The following is a 25232-nucleotide window of genomic DNA, read 5'->3' on the forward strand; positions in this document are numbered from 1 at the left end:
AAACTCAGTGTGGTCGTAAGGGCAACGATGATCCGATTCAGGGGGTGAGACACGGCGTGGCGGAGCGCTTACGCCTGGCGCAGGCCGACTCCGGCGAGCAGCCGTGGCGATCGTGGGGCCCCTACCTCGCCGAGCGCGCGTGGGGGACGGTCCGCGAGGACTACAGCGAGCACGGCACGGCGTGGGACTACTTCCCCCACGATCACGCGCGGTCCCGAGCGTATCGCTGGAACGACGACGGCATGGCCGGCATCTGCGACGACCGGCAGACGTTCTGCTTCGCGCTCGCCCTCTGGAACGGCCGGGACCCGATCCTCAAGGAGCGGATGTTCGGCCTCGGCGGCGACGGCGGCAACCACGGCGAGGACGCCAAGGAGTACTGGTGGTACCAGGACTCGACGCCGACCCACTCCTGGATGCGGTGGCGCTACCACTATCCCCAGCGCGAGTTCCCGTACGACCAGTTGGTCCGCGTGAACGGGCACCGCTCGCGCGAGGAGTCCGAGTACGAGCTGATCGACACCGGGGTCTTCGACGAGGACCGCTACTGGGCCGTCACGGTCGACTACGCCAAGGCCACGCCGACCGACATGTGCCTCGCGATCACGGTGGCCAACCGCGGGCCGGACGAGGCGACCCTGCACGTGCTGCCGACGCTCTGGTTCCGCAACACCTGGTCGTGGGGCCTGCCCAACCGTCCCAAGCCGGTGCTCGCCGGCCGGCCCGGTCGCCTGGCCGGCCTGCACCGCAGCCTCGGCCACATCGTCCTCGAGGGCCAGGACGCACCGCCGGCCCTCGTCTGCGACAACGAGACGAACGCCCAACGCCTCTGGGGCCTGCCCGGCGCCAGCATGTTCCCCAAGGACGGCATCAACGACCACTTGGTCGCCGGCCTGCCCACGGTTAACCCGGCCGGCATCGGCACCAAGGGCGGCCTGCACTACGAGCTCACGCTGGCGCCGGGGGAGTCCCGCACGATCCGGCTGCGGCTCGCCCAGCACGACCGGGAGCCGCCCGCGCTCGACCTCGGCGCCGGCTGGGAGGCGGTGATGCGCGACCGCGAGGCCGAGGCCGACGACTTCTTCGCCGAGGTCATCCCGGCCGCCGCGACGCCCGACGAGGTGGCGGTCGCGCGCCAGGGCATCGCCGGGCTGATGTGGGGCAAGCAGTTCTACCACTTCGACGTGAAGCAGTGGCTGACCGGCGATCCGGGCTCGGCGCCGCCACCGCCGGGCCGCCGCTTCGGGCGCAACAACGCCTGGTGGCACATGAACAGCTTCGACGTCATCTCGATGCCGGATCCCTGGGAGTACCCGTGGTACGCGGCCTGGGATCTGGCGTTCCACTGTGTCTCGATCGCCCGCGTCGACCCCGGCTTCGCGAAGTCCCAGCTGCTGTTGCTGCTCCGCGAGTGGTACATGCACCCCAACGGCCAGATTCCCGCGTACGAGTGGGCGTTCGGCGACGTGAACCCGCCGGTGCACGCCTGGGCCGCGTTGCGCGTCTTCGAGATCGACGGCGGCCGTGACTTCGACTTCCTGGCCCGGGTCATGCACAAGCTGCTGCTCAACTTCACGTGGTGGGTCAACCGCAAGGACGTGGGCGGCAACAACGTCTTCGAGGGCGGTTTCCTCGGGCTGGACAACGTGGGCCCGTTCGACCGGTCGGCGGCGCTGCCGGTCGCCGGCGTGCTCGAGCAGTCCGACGGCACCGGCTGGATGGCGATGTACGCGCTCAACCTGCTGGACATGGCGATCCGGCTGGCGCTGCACGACCGCACCTACGAGGACATGGCGACGAAGTTCTTCGAGCACTTCGCCTACATCGCCGAGGGCGCGTACCGGCAGGGCCTCTGGGACGAGGAGGACAGCTTCTTCTACGACCAGCTGCGCCTGCCGGACGGGCACAAGCTGCCGCTGAAGGTGCGCTCGATCGTCGGCCTGCTGCCGCTCGCGGCCACCACCCGGCTCAGCGCGGCGACGCTCAACCGGCTTCCCGAGCTCTACGCCCGGCTGCGCTGGCTGCGGGCGTCGCAGAGCGAGCTGGCCGATGTGATCAGCGCCCGGCGGCTGTCGCCCGAGGGACGCCAGCAGCGCTTGCTCGCCATGGTCGGGCAGGACCAGCTGCTGCGCGTGCTGCCGCGCATGCTCGACCCCGAGGAGTTCCTTTCCGCGTACGGGATCAGGACGCTCTCGCGGGCGCACCTGGAGAAACCCTTCACCGTGTCGCTCGGCGGCTCCGATTTCACCGTCGGGTACGAGCCGGCCGAGAGCACGAGCGGGCTGTTCGGCGGGAACTCCAACTGGCGTGGGCCGGTCTGGATGCCGGTGAACTACCTGCTGATCGAGGCGCTGCGGGAGTACGCGGCGTTCTTCGGTGACGACCTGATGGTGGAGTACCCGACCGGCTCGCAGCGGAAGATGCCGCTCACCGCGGTGGCCGACGACCTGTCCCGGCGGCTGATCTCGCTCTTCGTGCCGGACGCCGAGGGCCGCCGGCCGATCTACGGCGCCAACCCGGTCCTGCAGCGGCATCCGGACTGGAAGGACCTGATCGTCTTCCCGGAGTACTTCCACGGCGACAACGGCGCCGGTCTCGGGGCGTGGCACCAGACCGGGTGGACCGCGCTGATCGTCGACCTGATCCTGGATCTCCGGGGCTGACGCCGGGGTCTTCTCTGTTTCTCCGGCCGGCGGCACGGTCTCTGGCGCTCGGCAACGGGCCCGATCCGGCGGCGCGGATCGGGCCCGTTGCGTGTGTGACGTGCCGGTCAGACGGCCGCGGCGGTGGCCGCGGTGGGGTCGGCGGCCGCGGTGGGGTCGGCGGTCGCGGTGGGGTCGGCGGTCGCGGTCGGCTCGGCGGTCGCGGTCGCGGTCGGGTCGGCGGTGGCGGCGTTGCGGGTGTGGGCGGCCAGGTAACGAGCCTGCCAGGTGATCAGGGCCGCGAAGGTGACGACGGTCAGGACGGTCGAGAGGCCGACCATCACGTCGATCGGGAGCAGGTAGACGAGCGCGGCGCGGATCACGGCCTCGGCCAGCAGGCCGCCGCCCCAGACCAGGCACGCGACGCGGTGGCCGTGGCGGATGTGCGGGTCGGCGGCGTAGTCCGCGGCGAGCTCGGCCGCCCGCTGCGGCTGGAAGCTCTGCTGGGCGGCCAGCGTGAGCGGCCGGCCGCGGAAGGCGGTGACGACGAACAGCGAACCGATGACCGCCGACATCGCCGAGTGCTTGATGACCAGGAACCGCGGGTCGCCGGTGAGCACGGTGAAGAGCAGCCCGACTCCGAAGACGGCGGCCATGACGGCCGAGAAGGGGCTCAGCGTGCGGGCGCGGGCGGCCATCCAGACCAGGCGGGCGCCGGCGGCCGCGGTGCCGGCCAGCAGGGCGGCGGTGTCGGTGGCGCCGGCGGCGTGCAGGGCGTAGTAGGTGGCGACCGGCAGGCCGAGATCCCAGGCCATCGAGCGGATCATCGCGGTCATCCCGGTGTGCGGCATCTTCGGCTCCTCGGTGCGGCGGTTGGTGATGCCCTTGATCCTGGCGGCCGCGGCCGGGTCGGCGGGACGACCGGGACGTGGATCGCGGTTGTCAACCGACCGGTGGACACGGGCGGTCCGAGGGCGGGAACGCGGGGGCAGCGAGGGCGGGTGAGGAGCGGCTAAGGTCCTCGCTCGTGGACGAGGACAAGATCGCGGAGCCGGAGAAGTCGGTCGATGCTGAGGCTGGGCCCGCGAAAGGTCCCGGCCCGAGCGGGACGCCCACGCTGAGCGGCGAGAAGGCGGCCGAGAGCGCGGAGGACGAAGAGACGGCGGCGGCCGATGCCGAAGCGGGCGAAGCTGCGGGGACGGCGGCGGGCGAGGCCGCGGGGACGGCGGCCGAGGACGAAGAACGAGCGGAAGAGGAACTAGCGGAAGAGAAGGCGGTCGAGGAGCCGGCGGCCGAGGAAGACGGCGGCGTCGAGGTTGAGCGGGAGACCGTCGCGCTCGCGGCGCCGGAGACGGAGCCCGAGGCGGAACCCGAGGCGGAACCCGAGCCGGCGGCGGCGTTTGCGCATGCGCCTACCAGTGGTGGCGTGCGGCATGTTGGCGACGAGACGCTCAGCGAGCTCGACGAAGCCGAGGAGCCCGAAGAGGCCGAGGAGGCGCCGGCCGCGGGGATCGATCGGCGGCCGGACGTTCTGTCGTGGGTGCTGACGCCGGTGTTGGTGCTCGTGCTCGGGCCGCTTCTGGCGGGGGCCGTCGCGGTCCTGGTCGCGACGAGCGAGACCGGCTATCCGGCGCTGTGCCGGTCGGCGGCGGCCGACAACCGGTGCGAGGAAGTCGTGCTCCGGATGGCCGGGCAGCACGCGGTGGCGTTTGTGGTCGGCTGGGCTCTCGTGTGGGCCTTGCCGTGGTGGCGCGGGCTCCGGGCGTACCGGATCGCGCTCGGGGTGTTGGTTGTTCTTCTGCTGGTGGCGGCGCCGCTGCGGCTGGTGAGCACGATGGACTACGACTCGGTGCTGGGACTGCCGTAGGCGCACGGGCGGTCCGGGCCCCGGCGCGGGAGGCGGAGCAGCAGGCTGGCGCCGGGGCGGTGGGTGGTGTCGACGGTGATGCTGCCGTGGTGCCGGGCGGCGACCGTCTGGACGTACGCGAGACCCAGCCCCTCGCCCGGAAAGCCCTGATGGGCGACGTTGCTGGCGCGGTAGAAACGCTCGAAGAGGCGGTCGTGCTCGCCGTCGGGGATGCCGATGCCGGTGTCGCTGACCCGCAGCTCGGCGACCTCCGGACCACCCCCGAGTCGTACGTGCACGTCGCCGCCGCTTGGTGTGTAGGCGATCGCGTTGGCCAGCAGGCAGGTGACCGCCTTGCGCAACCGGCCGCCGTCGCCCCGCAGGCTCAGCCGCGGCACGCTCTCGGTGTGCAGCCGGACCCCGGACCGGGCGGCGGCCGGTTCCGCGTCGGCGATCGCCTCCGCCACCACGGTCGCCAGGTCGATCTCGGCGATGGTGAGCGGGATGTGGCCGCTCTGCAGGCCGGCAATCTCGAGCAGGTCGCCGACCACACTGCCGAGGGCGCGGGCGTTGCGCTCGATCGCCCGCGCCATCTCGGCCGCGTCACCGGCCGAAGCCGCCGGAGCGGCCGAAGCCGCCGAAGCCGCCGGAGCGGCCGAAGCGGCCGGAGCGGCCGAAGCGGCCGAAGCGGTGATCTCCTCGGCGAGCAGGCCGGCGTACCCGGTGATGACCGTCAGCGGCGTGCGCAGCTGATGGCCGACCAGGGTCAGGAAGTCGTTGCGGGTGCGGGTCAGCTGCTCGGCCAGGTTGGCGGCCCGGCGCAGGGCGATGAACAGGCCGAGCTGAGCCGCCACCCCGCCGAGCAGCACGATCAGCAGGTCCCGGTTGCGCTCCTCGGCGGCGGCGAAGCCGACCAGGACGCCGAGCAGCGTCCTCCCGTCGCGCACCGGGACCGCGAGCGCGGTCCGCAGGCCGAGTTCGGCGCGGGCCCGCGCCCCGGCCGCCGCCTCGGGCGACCCGTCCACCGGCCGCGTCGCGTCGGGCACCCAGATCGGCTGGCCGGTGGCCCAGGCGGTGCCGAGGAGGCAGGCGCCCTTGCGGATCGGGCCGCCGTGCAGGTTCGGGCGCCCGGCGAGCGAGCTCCAGCACCCGGCCCATTCCAGCGAGTCGGTGACGGCGTCGACCAACCACAGCTCGGCGTGCGGCCAGTCGAGGGCGGCGGCGACCGTACGCAGTACGGCCGTGACCGCCTCGGCGACGGTCGGCGCGGTGCCGAGGATGTGGCGGATCTCCTGTTCCCGGGCCCGGAATCCCTCGGCCCGGCGCATCGCGGTGACGTCGTGCAGCGCCGCCACCGCGCCCAGCCGCCGGCCGTCGCCGGCGGTGATCGGCTGCGCGTGCGCCCGGAAGATCCGCTCGCGGCCGTCGGCCGCGCGGATCAGCAGGTCGGCCCCGCGCACGTGCTCGCCGTTCAGGGCCCGCCCGAGCGGCGTCTCCGGCCGCGACAGGAGCGCGCCGTCCCGATCGCGCAGGGACTCGGCGGCGATCCGCTCCACCTGGGCCCCGGTCCAGGCGTCGGCGAGGCCGTGCACCCGGCGCAGCGCCCGGTTGATCACGATGACGTGGCCGTCCGCGTCCGCGGCCACGACGCCGACGTCGAGGCTCTCGAGCAGGGCGGCGAGGAAGCGGCGTTGCCTCTCGGCGTCGCCCTCGGCCGCGGCCTCCCGCGTACGGTCGGTGATGAAGGCGCAGGCGAGGGATCCGGCCGCGCCACGCACGACGGAGAGCACGATCCGGGTGGGCACCCGGTGGCCGTCGCGATGGCGCAGGCCGATCGTGCTCGGGATCCGGCGGAGGCCGGGCCGGGTGAACAGCCGCTCCAGCGCCTCCCCGATCGACCGGACGCCGTAGTCGGGCAGGATCGTCTCGGTGATGTGCCGGCCCGCGACCTCGGCCACCGGCCAGCCCAGCAGCTCCTGTGCCGCCCGGTTGAAGCCGGCCACGATGCCCTGCGGATCGACCGCGACAAACGCCTCCTGCACGCCCTCGATCAACGCGGACGGGTCGAGGGCGGTTACCGCGGCCGGGACCGGCCGCGCCTCCGGGACCGGCAACGGGTCGAGCAGCTGCGCGATCTCGAGCAGGACGGTGATGTCCTCGTCGCGCCACCGGCGGGGCACGGTGTCCATCACCGAGATCGCCCCGACGGCACGGTCGGCGGCGTCGCGCACCGGCACCGCGATGAACGACCGCACGCCGTACTCCACGTGCATCGGATGCTCGCGCAGGTCGGCGTCGTCGCCCGCCATGTCCCCGCTCCACACCGGCGCGTCCTGGCCGATCGCGTACTTGCAGAGCGAGTAGGCCATCGGCGCCCGGCCGCCCGCCGCCAGCCGGGGCGGGAGGTCGCTGGCGCCGGCGAAATACTCGTGCCGAATTCCCACGAAGGTGATGGCGCTCATCGGCGTGCGCACGATCCGGGCCGCGAGCCGGGCGATCCCGTCGAGCGGTATCGGCAGCGCCGGCGCGATCCGCCGGGCTCGATCCATCGCGGCCAGCCGTCCCGCGTCGGCCAGCACCGCCTGATCCACGACTGGCATGGGCCCCCGCCCCTCCGTCCGGCCACTGAACGACGGCGCGGCGAGTACCCGTACATATCCGTATGAAACGGTTTTTGCCGCTTTAGGGTAGTAGCGGATCTGTATGCAGGATGGCGGATGCATTCGCGATCCCCCATTCGCGTGATGAATCCGGCAGAAGCGACCCGATCGTTGACCCCTGGCATCCATCGTTCGGACACTGGCTGCTGGAGACGGCCGCATCGGAGGTCACCGTGAGGGCGAACAATGCCGGCAGGCGCGCCGGCGACGCCGAGCACCCCGGTAGCGTCGCGCTGACCCACCATCGGGACGACTCGGTGGTCGAGCTGGTCGTCAGCGGCCGGTGGGACCGGCGCACCGCGATCGACGTCTACGACGTGCTGCGCAAGAGCCTGGCCGAGCATCCGTCGGCGATCATCATCGACCTCCACGAGATGAACGACTGCGACGCGAGCAGCGCGGCCACCTGGATCGCCGCCAGCCAGGCCGCCACCATGCTGCAGCCGCCCGCGCAGGTGGCCCTGTGCGCGCCGCCGACCCGGCAGATCGTCACCCGGTTACGGCAGCTCGGCTGCACCCGCTTCCTGTCGCTGTTCGGCACCGTGGATCAGGCGCGGGCCGCCGTGGCGAGCGCCCTGCCCCTGACCGACCGGCTCCAGCTGCGCTGGCTTCCCGCGCATCCCGACACCCTTGCGACCGTACGCGATGTGGTCGCCCTGGCGTGTCGCGTGTGGACGATGCCGGCCCTCGCCCTCGACGCCCGGGACGTGGCGCTCGACCTGGTCGGCGACTCCATGGCGCACGCGGGCAGCGCCATGCTGTTCACCATCTGCCGGCGGCAGTCCAGCCTCTACCTCGCGCTGCGCGACCGCGAGCAGACGCTGCCGCCGCGCCACCCGGTCGACGCCCGCCTGCTGGTCGTCACGACGCGCAGCTTCGTCTGGGGCGCCGCACCCACCCACGACGGCAAGGTCGTCTGGGCCGTCGTCCGCTGACGGCCGGCGCCGCCTGGCCGGCGCTCGGCGGTGTCGCTCGGATGGCGCGCCGCGGTCGGCCGTTCAGTGGTTCCGGTGGGCGCGACCGCCTCCCTAGGATGCCCGGGTGTTTCCCGGCATATCCGTCCCGGACCGGCGCCCACGGCCGGTCGCGGTCGCCTTCTGGGCGCAGGCCACGGTCGCGGCGCTGCTCGTGGTGATGGCGGCGACGGGCGTGATCGGCGCGCTGCGGTATCCGGACGTCTCCGGTGAAAGGCCCGGATATCCGCTGGGCGCCGGGGTGCTGCTCGCCGGGGCGGCCGGACTGGCGGCCGCCGCGGCCGGGCTGCGGCGGGGCAACCGGATCGCGTATCGGCTGAGTCTGGCCGGTCTGACACTGCCGGTGGCCGTGCTCGCGGCGGGCGTGCTCGGCGTGGGTGTGACCTACGAGTCCTCGTTCGGCGTGGTGGCTTACGGCGACGCGAACGACCTGATCGCCTGGATCGCGCTCTCGGCCACCGTGACCGCGGCGGCCTCGGCGGCGGCGACGGTGCTGGCCGTGCTGGCGGTGGCGCTGCTGGCGAGCCGGCCCGCTCGCCGGTTCTTCGCGTCCGGGTAGCGGCGGGGCGGCGCGGGGTCAGAGCGGCGGCGCGGCGACGAAGGCGCGGATCTCGCGGGCGCAGGCCTCGGGCTGGTCGTGCGGCATGAGCGTGTAGCTGCCGGCGACCTGGATCAGGCGGCCCCGCGGCAGGGCCTCGGCCAGGCGGGCGCCGTTCGCCGGGACCATCATGCGGCACTCCGGCGCCCACAGGACCAGCGCCGGGCCGGTGAAGGCGGCGAGGCGGCGGGCGGCCTCGGTGTACTCGTCGCGGCGGGTGGTGCGCAGGTATCGCAACAGGTCGCGGCGGATCTCGGACGAGCCGAGCGCGGGGGCCAGCCAGGCGTCGAGGACGTCGTGCGGGATGGGGCGCTTCGACATCAGGCCGAAGTTCATCGGGGAGCGGCGCATCGGGCGTACGCGCAAGGTCTGTAAAGCCGCCGCCGTCGCGCCCGGGATCTTGGACGACAGGTAGAGGGCGCGACCGGGCAGGCCCGGCGGGAAGTTGTCGAAGGACTCCTGGGGCAGCAGCACCAGGCGGGTCACCCGGTCGGAGAGCCGGTGGGCCGCCACCAGCTGGGCGCCGCCCCAGTCGCAGCCGACCAGGGTGACCTCGCGCAGGTCGAGCGTCTCGAGGAACTCGGCCACCAGCCGGGCGAGGCCGATCGAGCTGAGGTCGGCATCGGGCCCGAGGGGCAGGCGGTGGGCGCCGAGCGGCAGCTCGAGCACGACGCAGCGGTGACCGGGCCCGAGGCCGGCGATCACTTCGCGCCACAGGCTCGCGCCGACCAGGATGCCGGTGAGGAAGACCAGGACCGGCCCCTCGCCGCCGCTGTCGTCGTACTCCACGGTCCCGGCCGCCAGCTCCGCCCTTTTCATGGTCGAAGACTATCGATCGTGCCAAGCTCGACCCCATGGACTTCGGTGTCGGATATTTCCCTACGCACGACGGCGTGCGACCCGGCGAGATCGCCCGGCGGGTCGAGGAGCGCGGCCACTCGGCGCTCTACTTCGCCGAGCACACGCACATCCCGGCGAGCCGCGAGACGCCGTGGGGCGGGGGCAAGCAGCTGCCACAGAAGTACTGGCACACGTACGACCTGTTCGTCGCCCTGACCGCCGCCGCCGAGGCGACCAGCCGGCTCCGCATCGGCAGCGGCGTGTGCCTGGTCGTCGAGCGTGACCCGATCACCACGGCCAAGGAGGTGGCGAGCGTCGACCACCTGAGCGGGGGCCGGTTCGAGTTCGGCATCGGCTCGGGGTGGAACCGGGAGGAGATGGCCAACCACGGCACCGACCCGCGCACCCGGCTCAGCCTGCTCGGCGAGCGGGTGCGGGCGATGCGCGAGATCTGGACGCACGACGAGGCCACCTTCCACGGCCGGTTCGTGAACTTCGACCGGATCTGGTCGTGGCCCAAGCCGGCACAGAAGCCGTGGCCGCCGATCCTGGTCGGCGGGGGCGGCCCGACGGCCGAGAAGCGGGTGCTCGAGTACGGGGACGGCTGGTTCCCGCAGTGGCACGACCCCGACGTCCTGGCCCGGATCGGCGCGCTGCGGGCGGCGGCCGACCGCTACCTGCAGGTCCAGGTGCTGAGCGTCCCGCCCGACCCCAAGGCCCTGGAGCAGCTCGAGAAGGCGGGCGTCGACCGGGCCTCGGTCTGGCTGCCGTCCGGCCCGTGGAGCGTGGTCGAGCCGGCCCTGGAGAGGTGGGAGAAGGCGATCGCCGAGCTGGTCGGCCGGTGACGCCGGCCGAGCTGTTCGGCACCGTCCGGGTCGCCCGCCTCGCCACGGTCGCCCCGGACGGCCGCCCGCACCTGGTCCCGATCGTCTTCGCCCTCGCCGGGGACGTGATCCACACCGCGGTCGACGCCAAGCCCAAGCGCACCCGGCAGCTGCGGCGGCTCGCCAACATCGCCGCCGATCCGCGGGTCAGCGTGCTGGCCGACCACTACGAGGACGACTGGTCGCGGCTGTGGTGGGTCCGGGCCGACGGCGTGGCCCGCGTGCTCGACACGTCGCCGGCCGGGCTGAGCGCGCTGACCGAGCGCTACCCGCAGTACCGCGAGACGCCGCCGCCCGGCCCGTTCCTGGAGATCACCGTCGAACGATGGTCGGTCTGGCGCGCAGCCTGAGTCAGCGGCCCGGCCCGGCCCGGCCGCCACGCTCGAGCGACGCCGGCGGGACGTCGCGTGGGTGCGGCACGCGCTCGGCCGGATGACCCAAAGGGGCTCATCCGTTCGGATGACTTTAGTCACGGAGAGTAAGACGGCGTGGCCGCGGTGCCGATCCAGGAGGCCTCAGCAAGAGCCCTCTACCTTTGGATCGGAGCACGGATGTCGCCGACGCGCCTGCAGTCGTGCTTCGCCGCCTTGGTCGTCGTGCTCGCGGTCGTGTTCTACACGTTGCCGGCCTACAGCATGTACTCCTGGGCGGCGATCGGCCTCTCGGCCGCGGTCGCCGTCGTCGTCGGCGTCCGGACCTACCGCCCGTCGAAGCCACTGCCCTGGTACCTGCTGGCCGCGGTGCTGGTGAGCTTCACGCTCGGCGACACCACGTACAACGTGCTCACCGACTTCCTCGGGCAGGCCAACCCCTTCCCCTCCGTCGCCGACGCGTTCTACCTGCTGGTCTACCCGATGCTGGCGAGCGCCCTGATGATCTTCATCCGGGCCCGGTCGGGGCAGGACAACCGGGCGGCGCTGCTCGACGCGCTGGTGCCGACGGCCGGGCTCGGCCTGCTCTCGTACGTCTTCCTGATCTCGCCGTACGTGCGGGACGAGAGCATGGGGTTCTTCGAGAAGCTGACCTCGGTCGGCTACCCGCTCGGCGACGTGCTCGCGCTGGCCATGCTGCTGCGCCTGATCACCGCGGGCGGCCGCAAGCCGCTCGCGCTGACCACGCTGCTGTGCGGCGTCACCGGCCTGCTGGTCACCGACGTCATCTACGGCCTCCGCCAGCTCGACGGCACCTGGCACGTGGGCGGGCCCACCGACTCCGGCTGGATCTTCTTCTACACCGCCACCGCGCTGGCCGCCCTGCACCCGTCGATGCGCCGGATGACCTCGGGCGGGCCGGTGACCAAGCACGCCGTCGCCGGCGGCCGGCGGATCGTGGCCATGGCCGTCGCCTCGCTGATCGCCCCGGCCACGCTGGTCATCGAGGACCTCACCGGCGGCGTCGAGGACGCCATCATGATCTCGACCGCCTCCGGCACGATGTTCCTGCTGGTCATGGCCCGGGTGGCCGGTCTGCTGCAGGCCCAGCGGGACAACACCGCTCGCGAGCGCACCCTGCGCATGTCGGCGGCCGACCTGGTCGCGGCCAGCAGCGAGGCCGAGGCCGGGGAGGCGCTGAGCCAGGCCGTCGCGGCGATCGTGCCCGATGGTGAGCCGCACCGGTTCTTCTACACCCGCGAGGACGCCGAGCACGGCGTGCCGACCGGCCTGATGGGCACCGGCTGGGTGCAGGTGGCCGACCTGCCGGCCGAGATCGCGGCCCAGCTCGGCGGCTTCGAGTCGGCGCTGTTCGCCGAGGCCGTCTCCGGCTCGGTGAGCGGCGGCCGGCCGCATCGCAACTACGCCTACCTGGCCGCCGACGACGCCGTGCTGACCGCGCTCCAGTCGTCGTTCGACGCGCTGATGGCGCAGGGCACGATGGCCGTCGAGCGGATCACCCTGACCCAGGAGATCAACCGGCGCAGCAGCGAGGACTACTTCCGCGCACTGATCCAGAGCGCCTCCGACGTGATCCTCATCGTCGGCGACGACGAGGTGATCCGGTACGCGAGCCCGTCCGCCCTGCCCGTCTTCGGCCGCACCGACCTGGTCGGCACCCGGCTGTCCCGGCTCATCGCCGGCACCGACCACGACGACCTGCGCCTGCTGCTCGACGAGGTGCGGCACGGCCGCGGCCCGCGCGACGGCGTCGACCTCACCGCGATCTCCGGTGACGACCTGCTGCTGCAGGTCGAGTGCACCTGCCGGGACCTGCGCCACGACCCGGCCGTGGGCGGCCTCGTGGTCACCATCCGCGACGTCACCGAGCGCCGGCGGCTCGAGAGCGACCTGGCCCACCAGGCGTTCCACGACACCCTGACCGGGCTCGCCAACCGGGCGCTGTTCCAGAACCGGCTCGAGCAGGCGGCCGTGGCCGCCGAGAGCACCCGCGGCACCGTGGGCGTCCTCTTCGTCGACCTCGACGACTTCAAGGAGGTCAACGACTCGCTCGGGCACGCGGCCGGCGACCAGCTGCTGGTCGCGGTCGGCCGGCGGATCACCGAGGTGGCCGGCCCGCTGAACACGGCCGCCCGCACCGGCGGCGACGAGTTCGCCGTACTGGTCGAGCACGTGTCCGAGGTCGAGGAGATCGAGGGCATCGCGGCCCGCATCGTGGCGGCGCTGGCCGTGCCGATCGAGGTCTCCGACGGCAACGGTGGCCTGCACCTGGTCAGCGGCGCCGCCAGCGTGGGCGTCGCGACCAGTGCCGACGCCGGCGGCATCACCGAGCTGCTGCGCCGCGCCGACGTGGCCATGTACGTGGCCAAGACCGACGGCAAGAGCACCTGGCGCGGCTACCAGGACGAGCTGCACGAGGCGATGATGCGCCGGCTCGAGATGCGCACGGCGCTGATCGAGGCGGTGCCCGGCGACCAGATGCGGCTGCGCTTCCAGCCGATCGTCGACCTGCCCACCGGCATGGTCATCGGCATGGAGGCCCTGGTGCGCTGGCAGCACCCGGCCCGTGGCCTGCTCGGCCCGAACGAGTTCATCGAGCTCTCCGAGGAGAACGGCTCGGTGGTCGCGATCGGCGGGTGGGTGCTGCGGGAGGCGCTCGAGCACTTCGCCGCCTGGCGGCGCCGGCCCGAGGGCAACCTGCTGCGGTACGTGTCGGTGAACGTCTCGGCCCGCCAGTTCCGTACGCCCGGGTTCGTCGACCAGGTGCGCTCGGTGCTCGTGGAGACCAGCTCGCGGCCGGAGTGGCTGCTCCTGGAGATCACCGAGAGCCTCGTGCTGCACGACGCCGACCAGGTCTGGGCCGACCTGCGTGAGCTGCGCGCCATGGGTGTCCGGATCGCCATCGACGACTTCGGCACCGGCTACTCGTCGCTCAGCTACCTGAGCCAGATGCCGGTCGACGTCCTGAAGATCGACAAGTCCTTCATCGACGACATTCTGCACAGCACCCAGCAGATGGCGCTGGTCGAGACCATCGTCAGCCTCGCCCGCACGCTCGACCTCGCGGTCGTGGCCGAGGGCATCGAGCTCGACGGGCACCGCCAGGCGCTCATCACCATGGGCTGTCCTTTTGGCCAGGGATATCTCTTCTCCAAGCCGGTAACTGCCGATGAGATCGGCGACTGGCTGACCACCACCGCAACCCGCTAGATCCGCAAGTCCCACCCTTCGGAAGGAACCACATGTCCCTCGCTCCCATCTCCGGTGACGGCCTCGAGTTCGTGCAGCGCGAAGGCCGCTGGGCGGACCTCGAGCGACTGCGAGCCGGCAACCCGATGTACGACGCCACGATCGAGGAGATCAAGGGTCGCCGGATCCGGGTCGGCGACCACTGGCTGGCCGACTTCGCCTCCTGCAACTACCTCGGCTTCGACCTCGAGCCCGAGATCATGGACGCCATCGCCCCCGAGGTGGCCCGCTGGGGCACCCACCCGAGCTGGTCCCGCCTGCTCGGCAACCCGGCGATCTACCCGCAGATCGAGGAGAAGCTCACCGCCCTGCTCGACGCGCCCGACACCCTGGTCTTCCCGACCATCACCCACATCCACATGTCGGTGCTGCCGATCCTGGCCGGCAAGGACGGCTACGTCTTCCTCGACTCGCAGGCCCACAAGACCATCTACGACGGCAGCATGTACGCCAAGGGTCTCGGCGCCACCGTGCAGCGCTTCCGTGCCAACGACCACGAGCACCTGCGCGAGCTGCTCAAGGCGGCCCCGGCCGGCGTGCAGAAGATCGTGGCCATGGACGGCGTCAACTCGATGACCGGCAACGCGCCCGACATCAAGGCGTTCGCCGCCGTCGCCCGCGAGTACGGCGCCCTGCTCTACGTCGACGACGCGCACGGCTTCGGCGTCATCGGCGAGCGGGCCGCCAACGAGAAGTCCCCGTACGGCGTCAAGGGCAACGCGATCGTCAAGTACTGCGGCGAGACCTACGACAACATCGTGCTCGTGGGCGGCTTCTCCAAGTCGTACTCGTCGCTGCTCGCCTTCCTCGCCCTGCCGACCTGGGTCAAGAACCACCTCAAGGTCTCGGCCCCGCCGTACCTGTACTCGGGCCCGGCGCCGACCGCCTCGCTCGCCACGGTCATGGCCGGCATGGAGCTCAACGACAAGCGCGGCGACGACATCCGTGCCGACCTGTACCGCAAGAGCATGAAGGTGCTCGACCACGTCCGCGGCCTCGGCGTCTTCACCCCGAACACCGGCAACACCCCGGTGATCGAGCTGCCGCTGGCCCCGGGCGAGGACATCGACGCCGTCGGCAAGCTGCTGTGGGACCGCGGCATCTACGTGACGCTGGCCGCGTACCCGCTGGTCCCGCGCGACCAGGTCGGCTTCCGCGCCCAGGTCACCGCGGCCAACACGGACGAGGAGATCGACGAGCTCAACGCCGTCATCACCGAGCTCCACAACGCCGGCAAGCTCCGCACGTGCTGACCGTCGCCGGTCCGCTGGCGCCCCTGCGCCACAAACAGTTCCGGCTGCTGTGGACGGGCATGAGCGCCTCGCTGATCGGCGACGGGATGCTGCTGGTCGCTCTCGCCTGGTACGTGTACGACCGGTTCGGGGTACCGAGCGCGATGTCCGCCGTGGGCGTCGCGCTCTCCCTCCCGCAGGTCGTCACGCTGCTGATGGGCGGGGTGATCAGCGATCGCTTCGACCCGCGCCGGGTCATGCTGGTCTCGGATCTGATCCGGGGACTGGTCATGGCCGGCGTGGCGGCGCTCGCGCTGACCGGGGCGATGACGTCGCTCTGGATGCTGCTCGGGCTGATCGTGGTGTACGGCGCGGCGGCCGGCTTCTTCGGGCCGTCGTTCGACGCGCTGGTGCCGCAGGTGGTGCCGGAGGACGAGCTGGTCACGGCCAACGCGCTCGACCAGTTCGTCCGGCCGGCCTGCCTGCAGATCTTCGGGCCGATGCTGGGCGGCGCGGTGATCGCGCTGGTCGGGGCGCCGTGGGCCTTCGCCTTCGACGCGTTCACCTTCCTGGTCTCGGTGGTCTGCCTGCTCGCGATGCGCTCGGTGTCGTCCTCTCCCGACGAGTCCGGCATGCCGGAGTCGCTGTGGCAGGAGATGCGCGCGGGTATCGGGTACGTCCGGCGGCACATCTGGCTGTGGGGCACGTTCCTCTCGGCGACGTTCACGTATCTGCTGTTCATCGGCCCGACCGAGGTTTTGCTGCCCTACATGGTCAAGACCGAGCTGCACGGCAGCGCCACCGCTCTGAGCCTGGTGCTCACCTCGGGCGGACTCGGCGCGATCGTGGCGGCGCTGACGGTCGGCTGGATCGGCATCCCGCGAAAGTTCATCAGCTACATGTACGGGACCTGGGCCGTCGCCACCCTGGCGGTGGCCGGGTACGGGGCCGCCACCCATGCGTGGCAGCTGGCCCTGGCGTGCGTGGTGGTGAACGGGCTCGAGGCGGCCGGCACGATCGCCTGGGCCACGGCCAAGCAGCGCTTCGTTCCCGACGGCATGCTCGGCCGGGTGTCGAGTGTGGACTGGTTCGTCTCTACGGCGCTGCTGCCTCTGTCGTACGCGCTGGCGGCGCCCGTGGCCGGCTGGATCGGCGTGCGGGAGACCCTGCTCGGGGCCGGGCTGCTCGGCGCGGCCGTGACGTTCGGGTTCCTGTTCCTGCCCGGGATGCGCAAGCCGGAGAAGGACGCGTACTACGAGGCCCGGCACGCGGCCGACCGGCAGGCGCGGTTCGTGCTGGCCGAGCGGTTCGTTCTGGCCCGGCGCGCCCCTCAGGTTCCGGCTTCGGTTCCAGTTGCACTTCCGGTTTCGCATGGGCAGCTCGAGGAGCGGGTGACGGTATGAGCGAACCGATCGACGCGGTCCGCGACCTCAGCGACGCGTTCGCGGCGCGCGACCTCGGCGCCGCCCTGGCCTGCTTCGTGCCCGGCGACGACATCGGTTACGCCGGCTCGGAGCGCGACGAGAAGGCGACCGGCCGGGATGCCCTGGCGGCATTGCTGGGCAAGGTCTTCCTGCGCGACGAGGCGTACGCCTGGACCGTCACCGGCACGGTGGTGCACCGGTTCGGCGACCGGGCGTACGTCTTCGCCGAGGCCGACGGCCACGTGCGAACCGACGCCGGCGAGACCGACTCGTTCCCCTACCGGGTCTCCGGTTTGGTGGAGGTGGCCGGCGAGCGCTGGCGGTGGCGGCACTGCCAGGGTGGCGAGCCCACGGTTGACTGACGGGGTGCACCCACCTGATCGAGAACTGGCCATCGCCGCGGCCGCGGCCGGGGCCGCCGTGGTCCGGGCCGCGTTCGGCGCCCCGCTGACCCGTCACGACAAGGGCGCCGGCGACTTCGCCACCGCCGCCGACCTGGACGCCGAAAGAGCGATCCTGGCCGTGCTCCACGAGGCCCGCCCCGCCGACGCGATAGTGGGCGAGGAGAGCGGCGCCTCCGGCTCGGGTCCCCGCCGCTGGCTGGTCGACCCCCTGTGCGGCACGCTCAACTTCGCCGCCGGCACGATGGCGGTGGCCGTCAACGTGGCGTTGCGAGACGGCGGCCGCACCACCACGGCCGCCGTAGCCGACCCGTTCACCGGCGAGATCTTCTGGACCGCCGGCGACGGCGCTTTCGTCCGTCCCGCCGGCGCCGGCCCCTCCCTCACGCCGCCGCCGCCGACGCCCGCCGACCTTCCGCTCATCCCGTCGGCCGCCACCGGGCTTGTCGACGTCAACCTCGACCCGCCCTATCCGATCGATCAGGCGCTTGCCCTGCTCGCCGCACCGTCGTTCGCCGGCCGGTTCCGGCCCCGCGTGCTCTCCACGACGCTGGCGCTGACCTGGGTAGCGACCGGCCGTCGGGCCGCCTACGTGACCGGCGGCGACTTACGCGACAGCGTGCATTTCGCGGCCGGACTGGCCGTGTGCGAGGCGGCCGGCTGCGTAGTGACCGCACTCGACGGTTCGCCGCTGCATTCCGGCGACGGCGTGCTGGCCGCCGCCGACGAGGAGGCGCACGCCGCCCTGCTGGCGATGCTCACTCGCGAGAAAGCCGCGCAACCACCTGTGGATGACGCGCAAAAGTTGTCGTAGGTCGGCCGTATAGTCCACCCCACCCAGTGAACGGGGTGGGGGAGGAGTAGCCCGCCCTCGCAGCGTCCACCTCAAACCCGGCAGCTGATAGCCATCCCGTCCTCAACCGGAAAGTCCACCGTCACATACCCGTTGGCCGGATCCCGCACGTAATCCAGGTACGGCTTCACGCTGTCAAAGCTCGCGTCATCCCCGATCACCAGCGCACCGGAGCCCAGCGCCGGCTCCAGCAACCGCAACACCGGCAGATACAGCCCTTTCCACCCGTCCAGCAGCACCAACCCCACCGGACCGCCCACGTCGCGCAGGGTTTCGCGCGCGTCGCCCGGACGTACCTCGATCAGGTCGGCCACCCCGGCCTCGGCGAAGTTCGCCCGGGCCGCGTCCACTTTGGCCGCACTCAGCTCGGTGGTGATCACCCGGCCGGACCCGTTGTCGCGCAGCGCCGCCGCCAGGTAGAGCGCCGAGATGCCGTGTGACGTGCCGAACTCCACCACCACCTCCGGCCGCGCCGCGCGGACCAGGCTGTAGAGCAGCCGGCCGCCCTCGGCGGAGATCGGCATGTAGACCGGCGCCAGGGCGTCGGCGCGCTCCTGGTCGGTGGCGGACGGCGGCAGCGGTCCGATGTCGAGCGCGTCGTCGCCCTCGGCAGCGGCGTGCAGACGGGCGAGAACATCGCGCAGCGGCGCATCGGTGAGTGTCGTCATGCCGCCACAGTAGGGCGTCGCTCGAAGATTCTGGCGAACACCGCGGCCGCGCCGATCGACGCCGGGATCGCGACGGCCACGGTCAGCGCGAACGTGGGCAGACCCGCGGCCATGCGCGGCGCGACGAGCCGGCGGCTGGTCGCGAGACTCGCATGCTCAGGAACGCAACTCCGCCAAGGTGGCACCGGCGACGATGCGTGCGATGTTTCCGTCGTGGTCGCGGTCGGCCAGTCGCCGGGCGAGGTCGTCAAGGTCGGCAAGCTCGCCGTACGTCGCGCGTAGCAGCGCCCGCATCCCGTCGACCCGGCCTTGCTCGAGGCCTTGCTCGAGGCCTTGCTCCCGGTTCTTGCGCGCGATCTCGCGGCCCGACTCCGTTTGCTCGAGAACGTCGTTCATGCCTCTCCTTCGCAGTGCGTCGAGAACCTGGGCAGCCAGGGAACCTCCCACGAGCATACCCAGCTCGATCTGGACCAGCTGTTCCTCGAGCGCGCCGGTTGCGGCGATGCGATCGGCGACTCGTTCGGCAAGGTCGGGTGGTGGTTTCTGGGACCACAATGCGAGCGGCGCCAGCGGGCTGGCCAGCAGCGTCCCGGGATCCAGGTCGTCGGGCACGTTGACCGACCGGTAGTCGAGCCGCGCCTGATCGCGTCGGAAACGGCCCGGGAACCCTCCGCCCAGTGGCCAGAGCACGACCTGATGGATTCGATGCTCTGCCCGGCGATACTTGAGTGCCAGGGCCGCCCAGTACGCCACCATCCGCTCCTGGAAGTCCTCGGTCCGCTGGACCTGGACCTCGACGTGATAGATGTCGGCGGGTATCCCGTCGTCACGCTGGACCAAGAACACCTTGTCGCGCTGGCGGCTGCGTTGTCGTGGCTGCTCGGTCGGCCCGTCGAGGACCACCGCGAGCCCGTCGAGTCGTGCACCGCACAGCAGGTGCAACGCCTCACGAGGATGGGCCTCCAACAGCGCCTTGTACAGGCCGTCGAAGTCACGTGTCGGCGCCGGCCGCGCAGACGCGACATCGGCCGACAAGCTGCCGGTCATGGTTCCTCCCTCCGCGCCCACCTACAACGCGGAGACCAGCTTCCTCTACGGCATGACTAGTAGTCAAGAGACAGGTTGCCTCCTGCGCAGTATGGCCACCAACTGCCCAAATCCGACATCGTCATGCCGCCACCGGGCGGCGTCGCTCGAAGATCCTGGCGAACACCGTGGCCGCCGCGACCGACGCCGGGATCGCGACCGCGACGGTGAGGGCGAATGCCGACACGCCGGGTGCGACGTGCGGCGCGACCAGGCGGCGGCTGATCAGCGCCATGACCGGCATGTGGATGAGATAGAGGCTGTACGAGCAGTCGCCGAGGCGGCGGGCCGTCCGGCTGACCAGCAGGCGAGGTGGGCGTCCGGCCGCGAGCGACGCCAGGAACAGGGCGATGGCAGGGCCGACCGCCAGATCGACCCAGAAATAGTGCTCCACCGTCCACTCCGGACCGCGAACCGTGATGAGCGCGAGCGGCGGGAGCGCGGCGACAACGGCGATCGACCGGTTGACCCGCAGGCCGGCGGCGGCGATCCCCATCGCGAACAGCGGCGCGAGCTGGGCGGTGAAAGGCATTTGCCGGTACGCCCCGAGCACCGTCACCGGCAGAACGGCCACCACGATCAGGGCCGCCACGCCGCACCGCCGCCGGAGAAGCACCAGCAGCGGGAACGCCACGTACAGCCCGGCCTCGACCGCGATCGACCAGAACGCGCCGTTCGGGGCGGGCGCGGCCACGAAGTCCTGCAGCAGCAGGCCGTACACGACCACCGAGCGGCCCGTCGGCGGATGGGCCAGCGGCAGCGGGACGACCAGCGACGCCACCACCAGGCTCAGCGCCAGCGCCGCCCAGTACGGCGGCAGGATCCGCCGGGCCCGCCGCCGGAAGTAGCCGCGCCAGCCGTCCCGGGCGGGGGAGACGGCGAGCGAGAAGCCGGAGAGCGTGATGAAGAAGACGACCGCGAGGCGCCCGTGCAGCAGCCAGCCCGTCCACGCCGGGCCGGTGTTCCGCGGATAGCCCGGGAAGCACAACAGCCAGCAGTGATGCGCCACGACGTAGAGCGCGGCGAGGCCACGCAGGCCGTCGAGGCCGGCGATGCGGGTGGTGGGTGCGGGGGCGGCCGCCCGCGGTGCGGCGGCCGCCGCGGTCATGACATCGGCCCGGTCTCGGACACCGCGCTCCCGGTCAGCGCGAACGCGTCGGCGAGCGGTCCGTCGGCGCGGCGCAGCGCCGCGATGGCCCGGCTCGCCCGGCTCTTAACGGTGCCGGCCGAGCAGCCGAGCTGAGCGGCGATCTCCTGCTCGGAGAGGCCGGCCCAATAACGCAGCACCAGGACCACACGCTGGGCGGCGGGCAACTCGCGCAGGGCGGCGAGCACGATCTGGGCGGTGTCGTGCCGGTCGTACGCGTCGCCGGCCGCGGCCCGGTCGGGCAGCGCCTCCGCCGGAATCTCCCGTCGCCACATCCGCCGGCCGGCCCGCCACGCCGCGCGGGCCATGACCTGCCGGGTGTACGCCTCGGGGTCGCCCTGCTCGTGCAGCCGCCGCCACGCCCGGTACGTCTTGACCAGCGCCTCCTGGGTGAGGTCCTCGCCCTTGCCGCGGTCGCCGGTCAGCAGCGTGCCGTAGCGCACGAGGGCCGGATAGCGGGCCGTCACGAAGCCGGCGAATCCCGCCGCGGTCACCGCGCCCCGATCCCGAGCAGCGTCTTCAGCTGGGCCAGGGTCGCGTCGCTCAGGCGTACGCGCCCGCCGGCCGAGGAAACCGCCTCCTGGCACCCGCCGCCCAGCGTGATCACCACCATGGTCGGGGTCGCCGATTCGAGCGACACCGCCGCCCGCGGCCGGCCCGGGTCCGCGCACGCCGCCGAGTCGTCCACCACGTCCGACTGCGCGCGCAGCAGCGCGATGACCGCCGCGACCGTCCGCTGGTCCTTCGTCCGCGCCGCCCCGGCCGGCAGGTTGCGTCCCTTGGCGTCCGGCGTGGTCAGCGAGACCGATCGGGCCGAGTCGGGCAGGGCCAGGACGCCGGCCTCGGTCGGCGTGGTGACGATCGAGTCGAGGATCTTCCGCTCGGCCGGCCCGTCGTCGCGCAGCTGGAGCATCACCATCGACCAGGGCAGCGTGACCACGTTCCAGAAGGCGAACTCGGGGTACCGGTCCGGCGCCAGGTCCGCGGCCTCGAGGCTCTCCGACATCCAGGCCGGCTCGCCGCCGCGCAGCGTCATCGCCACCGGCGGGGTCACGATCCGGTGGTCCTCGTCCAGCAGGTCGTCGCCGACGAGCGTCCCGCCGGGATAGGTGCGCTCCGAGCCGTAGACCTCGACCGACGCGTTCTGGCAGCCCCGATTGCCGGTGACCACCAGCAGGATCGTCCTGTGCAGGTCGCCGCACGGGCGGGACGGGTCGTTCTCGACCGCCGTCCACCCGTCCGGGATCGGCAGCCGCATCGCGCCCGCCACCACGGTGCGGCCGACCACCCGCGGCACCGGCGGGCGGCCGAGCTCGGCCGGGCCGGCCGGCGCCGGCTCGCGAGCGGTGGTGACCAGCTGCCGGCCGGCCGCCAGGCCGCCCCCGAGCAGCGCGACCACCAGCGCCGCGGCCAGCACCGACCGCCGGCGCGCCGCCCGGCCGCGCCGGACCACGGCCGCGACCGGGTCGCTGACGCCGGGCTCGAGGTCGGCCACGGCGCCGTCGAGCAACTCCCTGATCCGCTGTGTCACCGTGTCCTCCCGTCGGCTCCCGTCCCCCTTCCGAAAGACATCGGTGCGGCAAAGGGTTCCACGGATCCGGGAAAACGTAGGCTACGAGGCCGATCCGGGGTAGCCGGCCGCCGACATGCGCTCGGCCAGCAGCCGCAGGCCCGAGCGCAGACGCGACTTGGCGGTGCCCTCGGGAACGCCGAGCTCGGCCGCGACCTGGCGGTAGGACAACCCGTAGTAGTAGGCCAGGGCGATCGGGTCGCGATAGAGGGCCGGCAGGTCCCGTACGCATTCGCGCACCGCCTTGGCCTGGGCGGCGCCGACCACGTCCTCCTCGACGCCGCCCTCGACCGGGGCCTGGCCGGCGAGCCGGGTGAGGTGCGTGCGCTGGACCGTCTGCCGGCGCAACAGGTCGATCGCGCGGCGGCGGGTCAGCATGCAGAGCCAGGCCCGAAGCGAGCCGCTGTGCGGGTCGAACCGCTCCGGGTGCCGCCACAGCTCGACGAACGCCTCCTGCACGGCGTCCTCGGCCGAGCCCTGGTCGCCGGTGATGCGCAGGGCGAGGGCGTACGCGGACGGCGCGTGCCGGTCGTACGCCTCGGCCAGCGCGATCTCGTCGGCGACGGTGAGCATGCCGTGCAGCCGCGAGTCGTCGGCCTGGGTCCGCACGTCACTCACATCCCAGCGTCGCGGCGACGGTGAGCAGCAGCCGGGCGGCCCCCGGTTCGCCGCGGACGGTGGCGACCGCGGGCGTGACCGGGACCCGGCCGGCCATCAGGCGGGCGAACCGCTCGGCCGGCATCGTCACCGAGGCGGCCGGCGGCCCGGTGGCCGGGCGGTGGGCCGACAGCGGCATCGAGGCGGCCGGCGGCCCGGTGGCCGGACCGCGGGCCGAGAGCGGCACGACGCGTTCGAAGCCGCCGGGGCCGGTCAGCGCGAGGCGCACCGAGCAGCCGGGCCGGCCGCGCCCGGTGGCGTCGATCGCGCCGGGCAGCAGGGCGAGGCCGAACTCGAGGATCCGGGTCAGGTGGGCGGGCGGGGGCGGCGCCGGCGGCAGGGCGACCGCGGCCCGGATGTCGTCGTGGTGGATCCAGGTCTCGAACGCCCGCTGGGTGAGCGCCTCGCGCAGCGGCCGCCGCATCGGCGCCCGGCCGGCCAGGCGCACCGGACGGTCGAGGTCGCCGGTCACCGCGAGCAGCCGGTCGGACTGCGCGCGCCAGGAGGGTGCGACGCCGAGGCCGGGGGAGGCGGCGGCGGGGGGTGCGGCGCCGAGGCCCGGGGGTGCGGCGGCGGAGGGTGCGGCGGCGAGGCCGGGGGGTGCGGCGGCGGGGGGTGCGGCGCCGCGGCCGGGGGGTGCGGCGGCGGAGGGTGCGGCGTCGAGGCCGAGGTCGGCGAGGACCAGGCCGTCGTTGCCGGCGAGGTGCCGGATGAGCTCCCGGACCGTGCGCCCGCCGGCCGTGCGGGCCTGCCACTGCGACGGCAGCAGGGAGTCGAGCAGGTCGGCCAGGGCGGCGGCCTGGGACGCGTACGGGGAAGAAGGCCGTTGACTCAGGGCTTTGCCGAGAACGCGGGAGCGCAGGCCGGGCGGTGGCGTCTCGGCGTGGGTGCCGGCGAGCCAGCCCGCGGCGTTGCGCGCCCGCCGCACGATCGCCGCGCACCGCTCGCACCCGGAGACGTGCGTGGCCACCGAGGGCGAGAGGAGATCACCGAAGGCGTACGCCTCCAGATCGTCCGGATGCATGCGCGCCCACCCCCTTCCGGGTCCCCAGGATCGACGACCGTGCGCGATTCAGCTCGTTTGAGACGGAACCGCGACAGCGCCGATCCGTTCGGGCGTGGCGTGCGAAACCCGGCGGCCGCGGGATTTGACCGCCGTCCCGGCGTCGTGGCAGCTTGATCATCATGAGGACGTTCGCGGAGGCCACGGCGGTCCGGCCCGAGGGCGGCGCCTTCCGGGCCGAGCTCGACGCGCACTGGGCGGTCGGCGACAAGCTGCACGGCGGCTATTTGATGGCGGTGCTGGCCCGGGCGGTGACGGCGGCCGCGAGCCACCCGCACACGGTCGCGGTCAGTACGTCGTTCCTGCTGCCGCCCGCACCCGGCCCGGCCGTCGTCACCGTCGTGCCGCTGCGCGAGGGCCGCTCGACCGCCCAGTTCCGGGCCACGCTCGAGCAGGACCGGACGGTCTGCGCCGAGGCGCTGGTCACCCAGGGTGTGCTCGACGACGCCGAGCCGTACTGGTCGGCCGCGCCACCGCCGGAGCTGCCGCCCGAGGACGACTGTTTCCTGCTGCCGGCCGACGCGCCCGGCGCCGCGTTCCGGGTGCACCTGCTCGACGTGGTGGAGCACCGCCTCGACCCGGCCTCGCTCGGCTTCGCCGTCGGGCGGCCGTCGCCGGCGGGCCGGGTCGGCGCCTGGCTGCGGCTGGCCGACGGCGCCGACTGGGACCCGCTGAGCATGCTGGTGGCGCTGGACCTGGCGCCGCCGATCTCGCTGACCCTGGGCGTGACTGGCTGGGCGCCGACGATCACCTTCACCGCGTACAACCGGCGCCTGCCCGCACCCGGACCGCTCCGGATCCTGATGAACGCCGCCGAGATCACCTCGGGCCGGATGGACGAGACGGCGCTGGCCTGGGACGCCAAGGGCAATCTCGTCGCGCAGGCGACGCAGCTGGCCGCCATCCGCGTCTAGACCGACCCCGCCACACCACCCCAGCCCACCAAAGCCCAGCCCAGCCCACCCCAGCCCACCCCACCCCGTTCACTGGGTGGGGTGAGAATACGGCCGGCGTACGACAAGTTTCGCTCGTCATCCCCAGGTGCG

The 25232-nt window shown here is 72.8% G+C and carries 22 protein-coding genes; 12 read left to right on the top strand and 10 right to left on the bottom strand.

Annotated features, from left to right (window positions below; translation table 11 throughout):
• Positions 1–56: 56 nt before the first annotated feature.
• Positions 57–2663 (top strand): MGH1-like glycoside hydrolase domain-containing protein, encoded by a 2607-nt coding sequence (locus ACQP2F_RS10970; RefSeq protein WP_433303058.1) that lies wholly within the window; start codon positions 57–59, stop codon positions 2661–2663.
• Positions 2664–2770: 107 nt separating this feature from the next.
• Here ACQP2F_RS10970 and ACQP2F_RS10975 read toward each other — a convergent pair whose 3' ends face one another.
• A complete protein-coding gene (locus ACQP2F_RS10975) occupies positions 2771–3493 on the bottom strand; it encodes a VC0807 family protein (protein WP_433303060.1) in 723 nt (240 codons plus the stop codon).
• Between the two features lie 176 nt (positions 3494–3669).
• On the opposite strand from ACQP2F_RS10975, the gene ACQP2F_RS10980 reads away from it, so the two are divergent.
• A complete protein-coding gene (locus ACQP2F_RS10980) occupies positions 3670–4509 on the top strand; it encodes a hypothetical protein (RefSeq protein WP_433303062.1) in 840 nt (279 codons plus the stop codon).
• Here the strand turns inward: ACQP2F_RS10980 and ACQP2F_RS10985 are convergent.
• Positions 4482–7088, bottom strand: coding sequence for a PAS domain S-box protein (locus ACQP2F_RS10985; protein WP_433303064.1), 2607 nt, complete (start codon positions 7086–7088; stop codon positions 4482–4484). The genes ACQP2F_RS10980 and ACQP2F_RS10985 overlap by 28 nt on opposite strands.
• A 233-nt stretch (positions 7089–7321) precedes the next feature.
• Between ACQP2F_RS10985 and ACQP2F_RS10990 the strand changes: the two genes are divergently transcribed.
• Positions 7322–8083 carry an STAS domain-containing protein gene (locus ACQP2F_RS10990; protein ID WP_433303066.1) on the top strand — a complete coding sequence of 254 codons (762 nt, stop codon included), beginning with the start codon at positions 7322–7324 and terminating at the stop codon, positions 8081–8083.
• A 106-nt stretch (positions 8084–8189) separates the two neighbouring features.
• Complete coding sequence (locus ACQP2F_RS10995; protein ID WP_433303067.1) at positions 8190–8681, top strand: hypothetical protein; 492 nt, start codon at positions 8190–8192, stop codon at positions 8679–8681.
• A gap of 18 nt (positions 8682–8699) precedes the next feature.
• Here ACQP2F_RS10995 and ACQP2F_RS11000 read toward each other — a convergent pair whose 3' ends face one another.
• Complete coding sequence (locus ACQP2F_RS11000) at positions 8700–9539, bottom strand: alpha/beta fold hydrolase (protein WP_433303069.1); 840 nt, start codon at positions 9537–9539, stop codon at positions 8700–8702.
• A gap of 35 nt (positions 9540–9574) precedes the next feature.
• Between ACQP2F_RS11000 and ACQP2F_RS11005 the strand changes: the two genes are divergently transcribed.
• The 7 genes from ACQP2F_RS11005 to ACQP2F_RS11035 all read left to right on the top strand — a co-directional run bounded on the left by ACQP2F_RS11005 (position 9575) and on the right by ACQP2F_RS11035 (position 17956).
• A complete protein-coding gene (locus ACQP2F_RS11005; protein ID WP_433303071.1) occupies positions 9575–10405 on the top strand; it encodes an LLM class F420-dependent oxidoreductase in 831 nt (276 codons plus the stop codon).
• Positions 10402–10794, top strand: a complete 393-nt coding sequence (locus ACQP2F_RS11010) for a TIGR03668 family PPOX class F420-dependent oxidoreductase (protein WP_433303073.1) — start codon at positions 10402–10404, stop codon at positions 10792–10794. Before ACQP2F_RS11005 ends, ACQP2F_RS11010 begins: the two co-directional genes overlap by 4 nt.
• A gap of 201 nt (positions 10795–10995) precedes the next feature.
• On the top strand, positions 10996–14046 hold the full coding sequence (locus ACQP2F_RS11015; RefSeq protein ID WP_433303075.1) for a putative bifunctional diguanylate cyclase/phosphodiesterase: 3051 nt from the start codon (positions 10996–10998) through the stop codon (positions 14044–14046).
• A 32-nt stretch (positions 14047–14078) separates the two neighbouring features.
• Positions 14079–15338 carry an aminotransferase class I/II-fold pyridoxal phosphate-dependent enzyme gene (locus tag ACQP2F_RS11020; protein WP_433303077.1) on the top strand — a complete coding sequence of 420 codons (1260 nt, stop codon included), beginning with the start codon at positions 14079–14081 and terminating at the stop codon, positions 15336–15338.
• On the top strand, positions 15332–16720 hold the full coding sequence (locus ACQP2F_RS11025; RefSeq protein WP_433303079.1) for an MFS transporter: 1389 nt from the start codon (positions 15332–15334) through the stop codon (positions 16718–16720). The genes ACQP2F_RS11020 and ACQP2F_RS11025 overlap by 7 nt, the downstream gene beginning before the upstream one ends.
• Positions 16717–17103, top strand: coding sequence for a YybH family protein (locus ACQP2F_RS11030; protein WP_433303081.1), 387 nt, complete (start codon positions 16717–16719; stop codon positions 17101–17103). The genes ACQP2F_RS11025 and ACQP2F_RS11030 overlap by 4 nt, the downstream gene beginning before the upstream one ends.
• 4 nt (positions 17104–17107) lie before the next feature.
• Positions 17108–17956 carry an inositol monophosphatase family protein gene (locus ACQP2F_RS11035; protein ID WP_433303083.1) on the top strand — a complete coding sequence of 283 codons (849 nt, stop codon included), beginning with the start codon at positions 17108–17110 and terminating at the stop codon, positions 17954–17956.
• Positions 17957–18027: 71 nt separating this feature from the next.
• On the opposite strand, the gene ACQP2F_RS11040 is transcribed toward ACQP2F_RS11035, so the two are convergent.
• From ACQP2F_RS11040 to ACQP2F_RS11070, 7 genes are all read right to left on the bottom strand, one after another.
• Positions 18028–18663, bottom strand: coding sequence for an O-methyltransferase (locus ACQP2F_RS11040; protein WP_433303085.1), 636 nt, complete (start codon positions 18661–18663; stop codon positions 18028–18030).
• A 156-nt stretch (positions 18664–18819) separates the two neighbouring features.
• Positions 18820–19710: a hypothetical protein gene (locus tag ACQP2F_RS11045; protein WP_433303087.1), complete on the bottom strand. Its 891-nt coding sequence runs from the start codon at positions 19708–19710 to the stop codon at positions 18820–18822.
• 121 nt (positions 19711–19831) lie between these two features.
• Positions 19832–20857 (bottom strand): acyltransferase family protein, encoded by a 1026-nt coding sequence (locus ACQP2F_RS11050; RefSeq protein ID WP_433303089.1) that lies wholly within the window; start codon positions 20855–20857, stop codon positions 19832–19834.
• Positions 20854–21390, bottom strand: coding sequence for a SigE family RNA polymerase sigma factor (locus ACQP2F_RS11055; RefSeq protein ID WP_433303091.1), 537 nt, complete (start codon positions 21388–21390; stop codon positions 20854–20856). Before ACQP2F_RS11055 ends, ACQP2F_RS11050 begins: the two co-directional genes overlap by 4 nt.
• Positions 21387–22427 (bottom strand): hypothetical protein, encoded by a 1041-nt coding sequence (locus ACQP2F_RS11060; RefSeq protein WP_433303093.1) that lies wholly within the window; start codon positions 22425–22427, stop codon positions 21387–21389. Before ACQP2F_RS11060 ends, ACQP2F_RS11055 begins: the two co-directional genes overlap by 4 nt.
• Before the next feature lie 81 nt (positions 22428–22508).
• The gene (locus ACQP2F_RS11065) at positions 22509–23084 is read right to left on the bottom strand and encodes an RNA polymerase sigma factor (protein ID WP_433303095.1); all 576 of its coding nucleotides are present in this window, start codon (positions 23082–23084) and stop codon (positions 22509–22511) included.
• The gene (locus tag ACQP2F_RS11070) at positions 23077–24147 is read right to left on the bottom strand and encodes a maleylpyruvate isomerase family mycothiol-dependent enzyme (protein WP_433303097.1); all 1071 of its coding nucleotides are present in this window, start codon (positions 24145–24147) and stop codon (positions 23077–23079) included. Before ACQP2F_RS11070 ends, ACQP2F_RS11065 begins: the two co-directional genes overlap by 8 nt.
• A gap of 161 nt (positions 24148–24308) precedes the next feature.
• Here ACQP2F_RS11070 and ACQP2F_RS11075 point away from each other — a divergent pair, with 161 nt between their 5' ends.
• Positions 24309–25100: a thioesterase family protein gene (locus ACQP2F_RS11075; protein WP_433303099.1), complete on the top strand. Its 792-nt coding sequence runs from the start codon at positions 24309–24311 to the stop codon at positions 25098–25100.
• Positions 25101–25232: the final 132 nt, after the last annotated feature.

The organism is Actinoplanes sp. CA-030573 (genome assembly GCF_050951115.1).
Lineage (GTDB): Bacteria > Actinomycetota > Actinomycetes > Mycobacteriales > Micromonosporaceae > Actinoplanes.

What these genes read in the sequence shown, in the direction of transcription:
- ACQP2F_RS11040 (WP_433303085.1), bottom strand. Translation starts at nt 18,663, where the DNA reads ATGACGACACTCACCGATGCGCCGCTGCGCGATGTTCTCGCCCGTCTG.
- ACQP2F_RS11075 (WP_433303099.1), top strand. Translation starts at nt 24,309, where the DNA reads ATGAGGACGTTCGCGGAGGCCACGGCGGTCCGGCCCGAGGGCGGCGCC.
- ACQP2F_RS11000 (WP_433303069.1), bottom strand. Translation starts at nt 9,539, where the DNA reads ATGAAAAGGGCGGAGCTGGCGGCCGGGACCGTGGAGTACGACGACAGC.
- ACQP2F_RS10975 (WP_433303060.1), bottom strand. Translation starts at nt 3,493, where the DNA reads ATGCCGCACACCGGGATGACCGCGATGATCCGCTCGATGGCCTGGGAT.
- ACQP2F_RS11005 (WP_433303071.1), top strand. Translation starts at nt 9,575, where the DNA reads ATGGACTTCGGTGTCGGATATTTCCCTACGCACGACGGCGTGCGACCC.
- ACQP2F_RS11070 (WP_433303097.1), bottom strand. Translation starts at nt 24,147, where the DNA reads ATGCATCCGGACGATCTGGAGGCGTACGCCTTCGGTGATCTCCTCTCG.
- ACQP2F_RS11020 (WP_433303077.1), top strand. Translation starts at nt 14,079, where the DNA reads ATGTCCCTCGCTCCCATCTCCGGTGACGGCCTCGAGTTCGTGCAGCGC.
- ACQP2F_RS11050 (WP_433303089.1), bottom strand. Translation starts at nt 20,857, where the DNA reads ATGACCGCGGCGGCCGCCGCACCGCGGGCGGCCGCCCCCGCACCCACC.
- ACQP2F_RS10985 (WP_433303064.1), bottom strand. Translation starts at nt 7,088, where the DNA reads ATGCCAGTCGTGGATCAGGCGGTGCTGGCCGACGCGGGACGGCTGGCC.
- ACQP2F_RS11045 (WP_433303087.1), bottom strand. Translation starts at nt 19,710, where the DNA reads ATGACCGGCAGCTTGTCGGCCGATGTCGCGTCTGCGCGGCCGGCGCCG.
- ACQP2F_RS11030 (WP_433303081.1), top strand. Translation starts at nt 16,717, where the DNA reads ATGAGCGAACCGATCGACGCGGTCCGCGACCTCAGCGACGCGTTCGCG.
- ACQP2F_RS11015 (WP_433303075.1), top strand. Translation starts at nt 10,996, where the DNA reads ATGTCGCCGACGCGCCTGCAGTCGTGCTTCGCCGCCTTGGTCGTCGTG.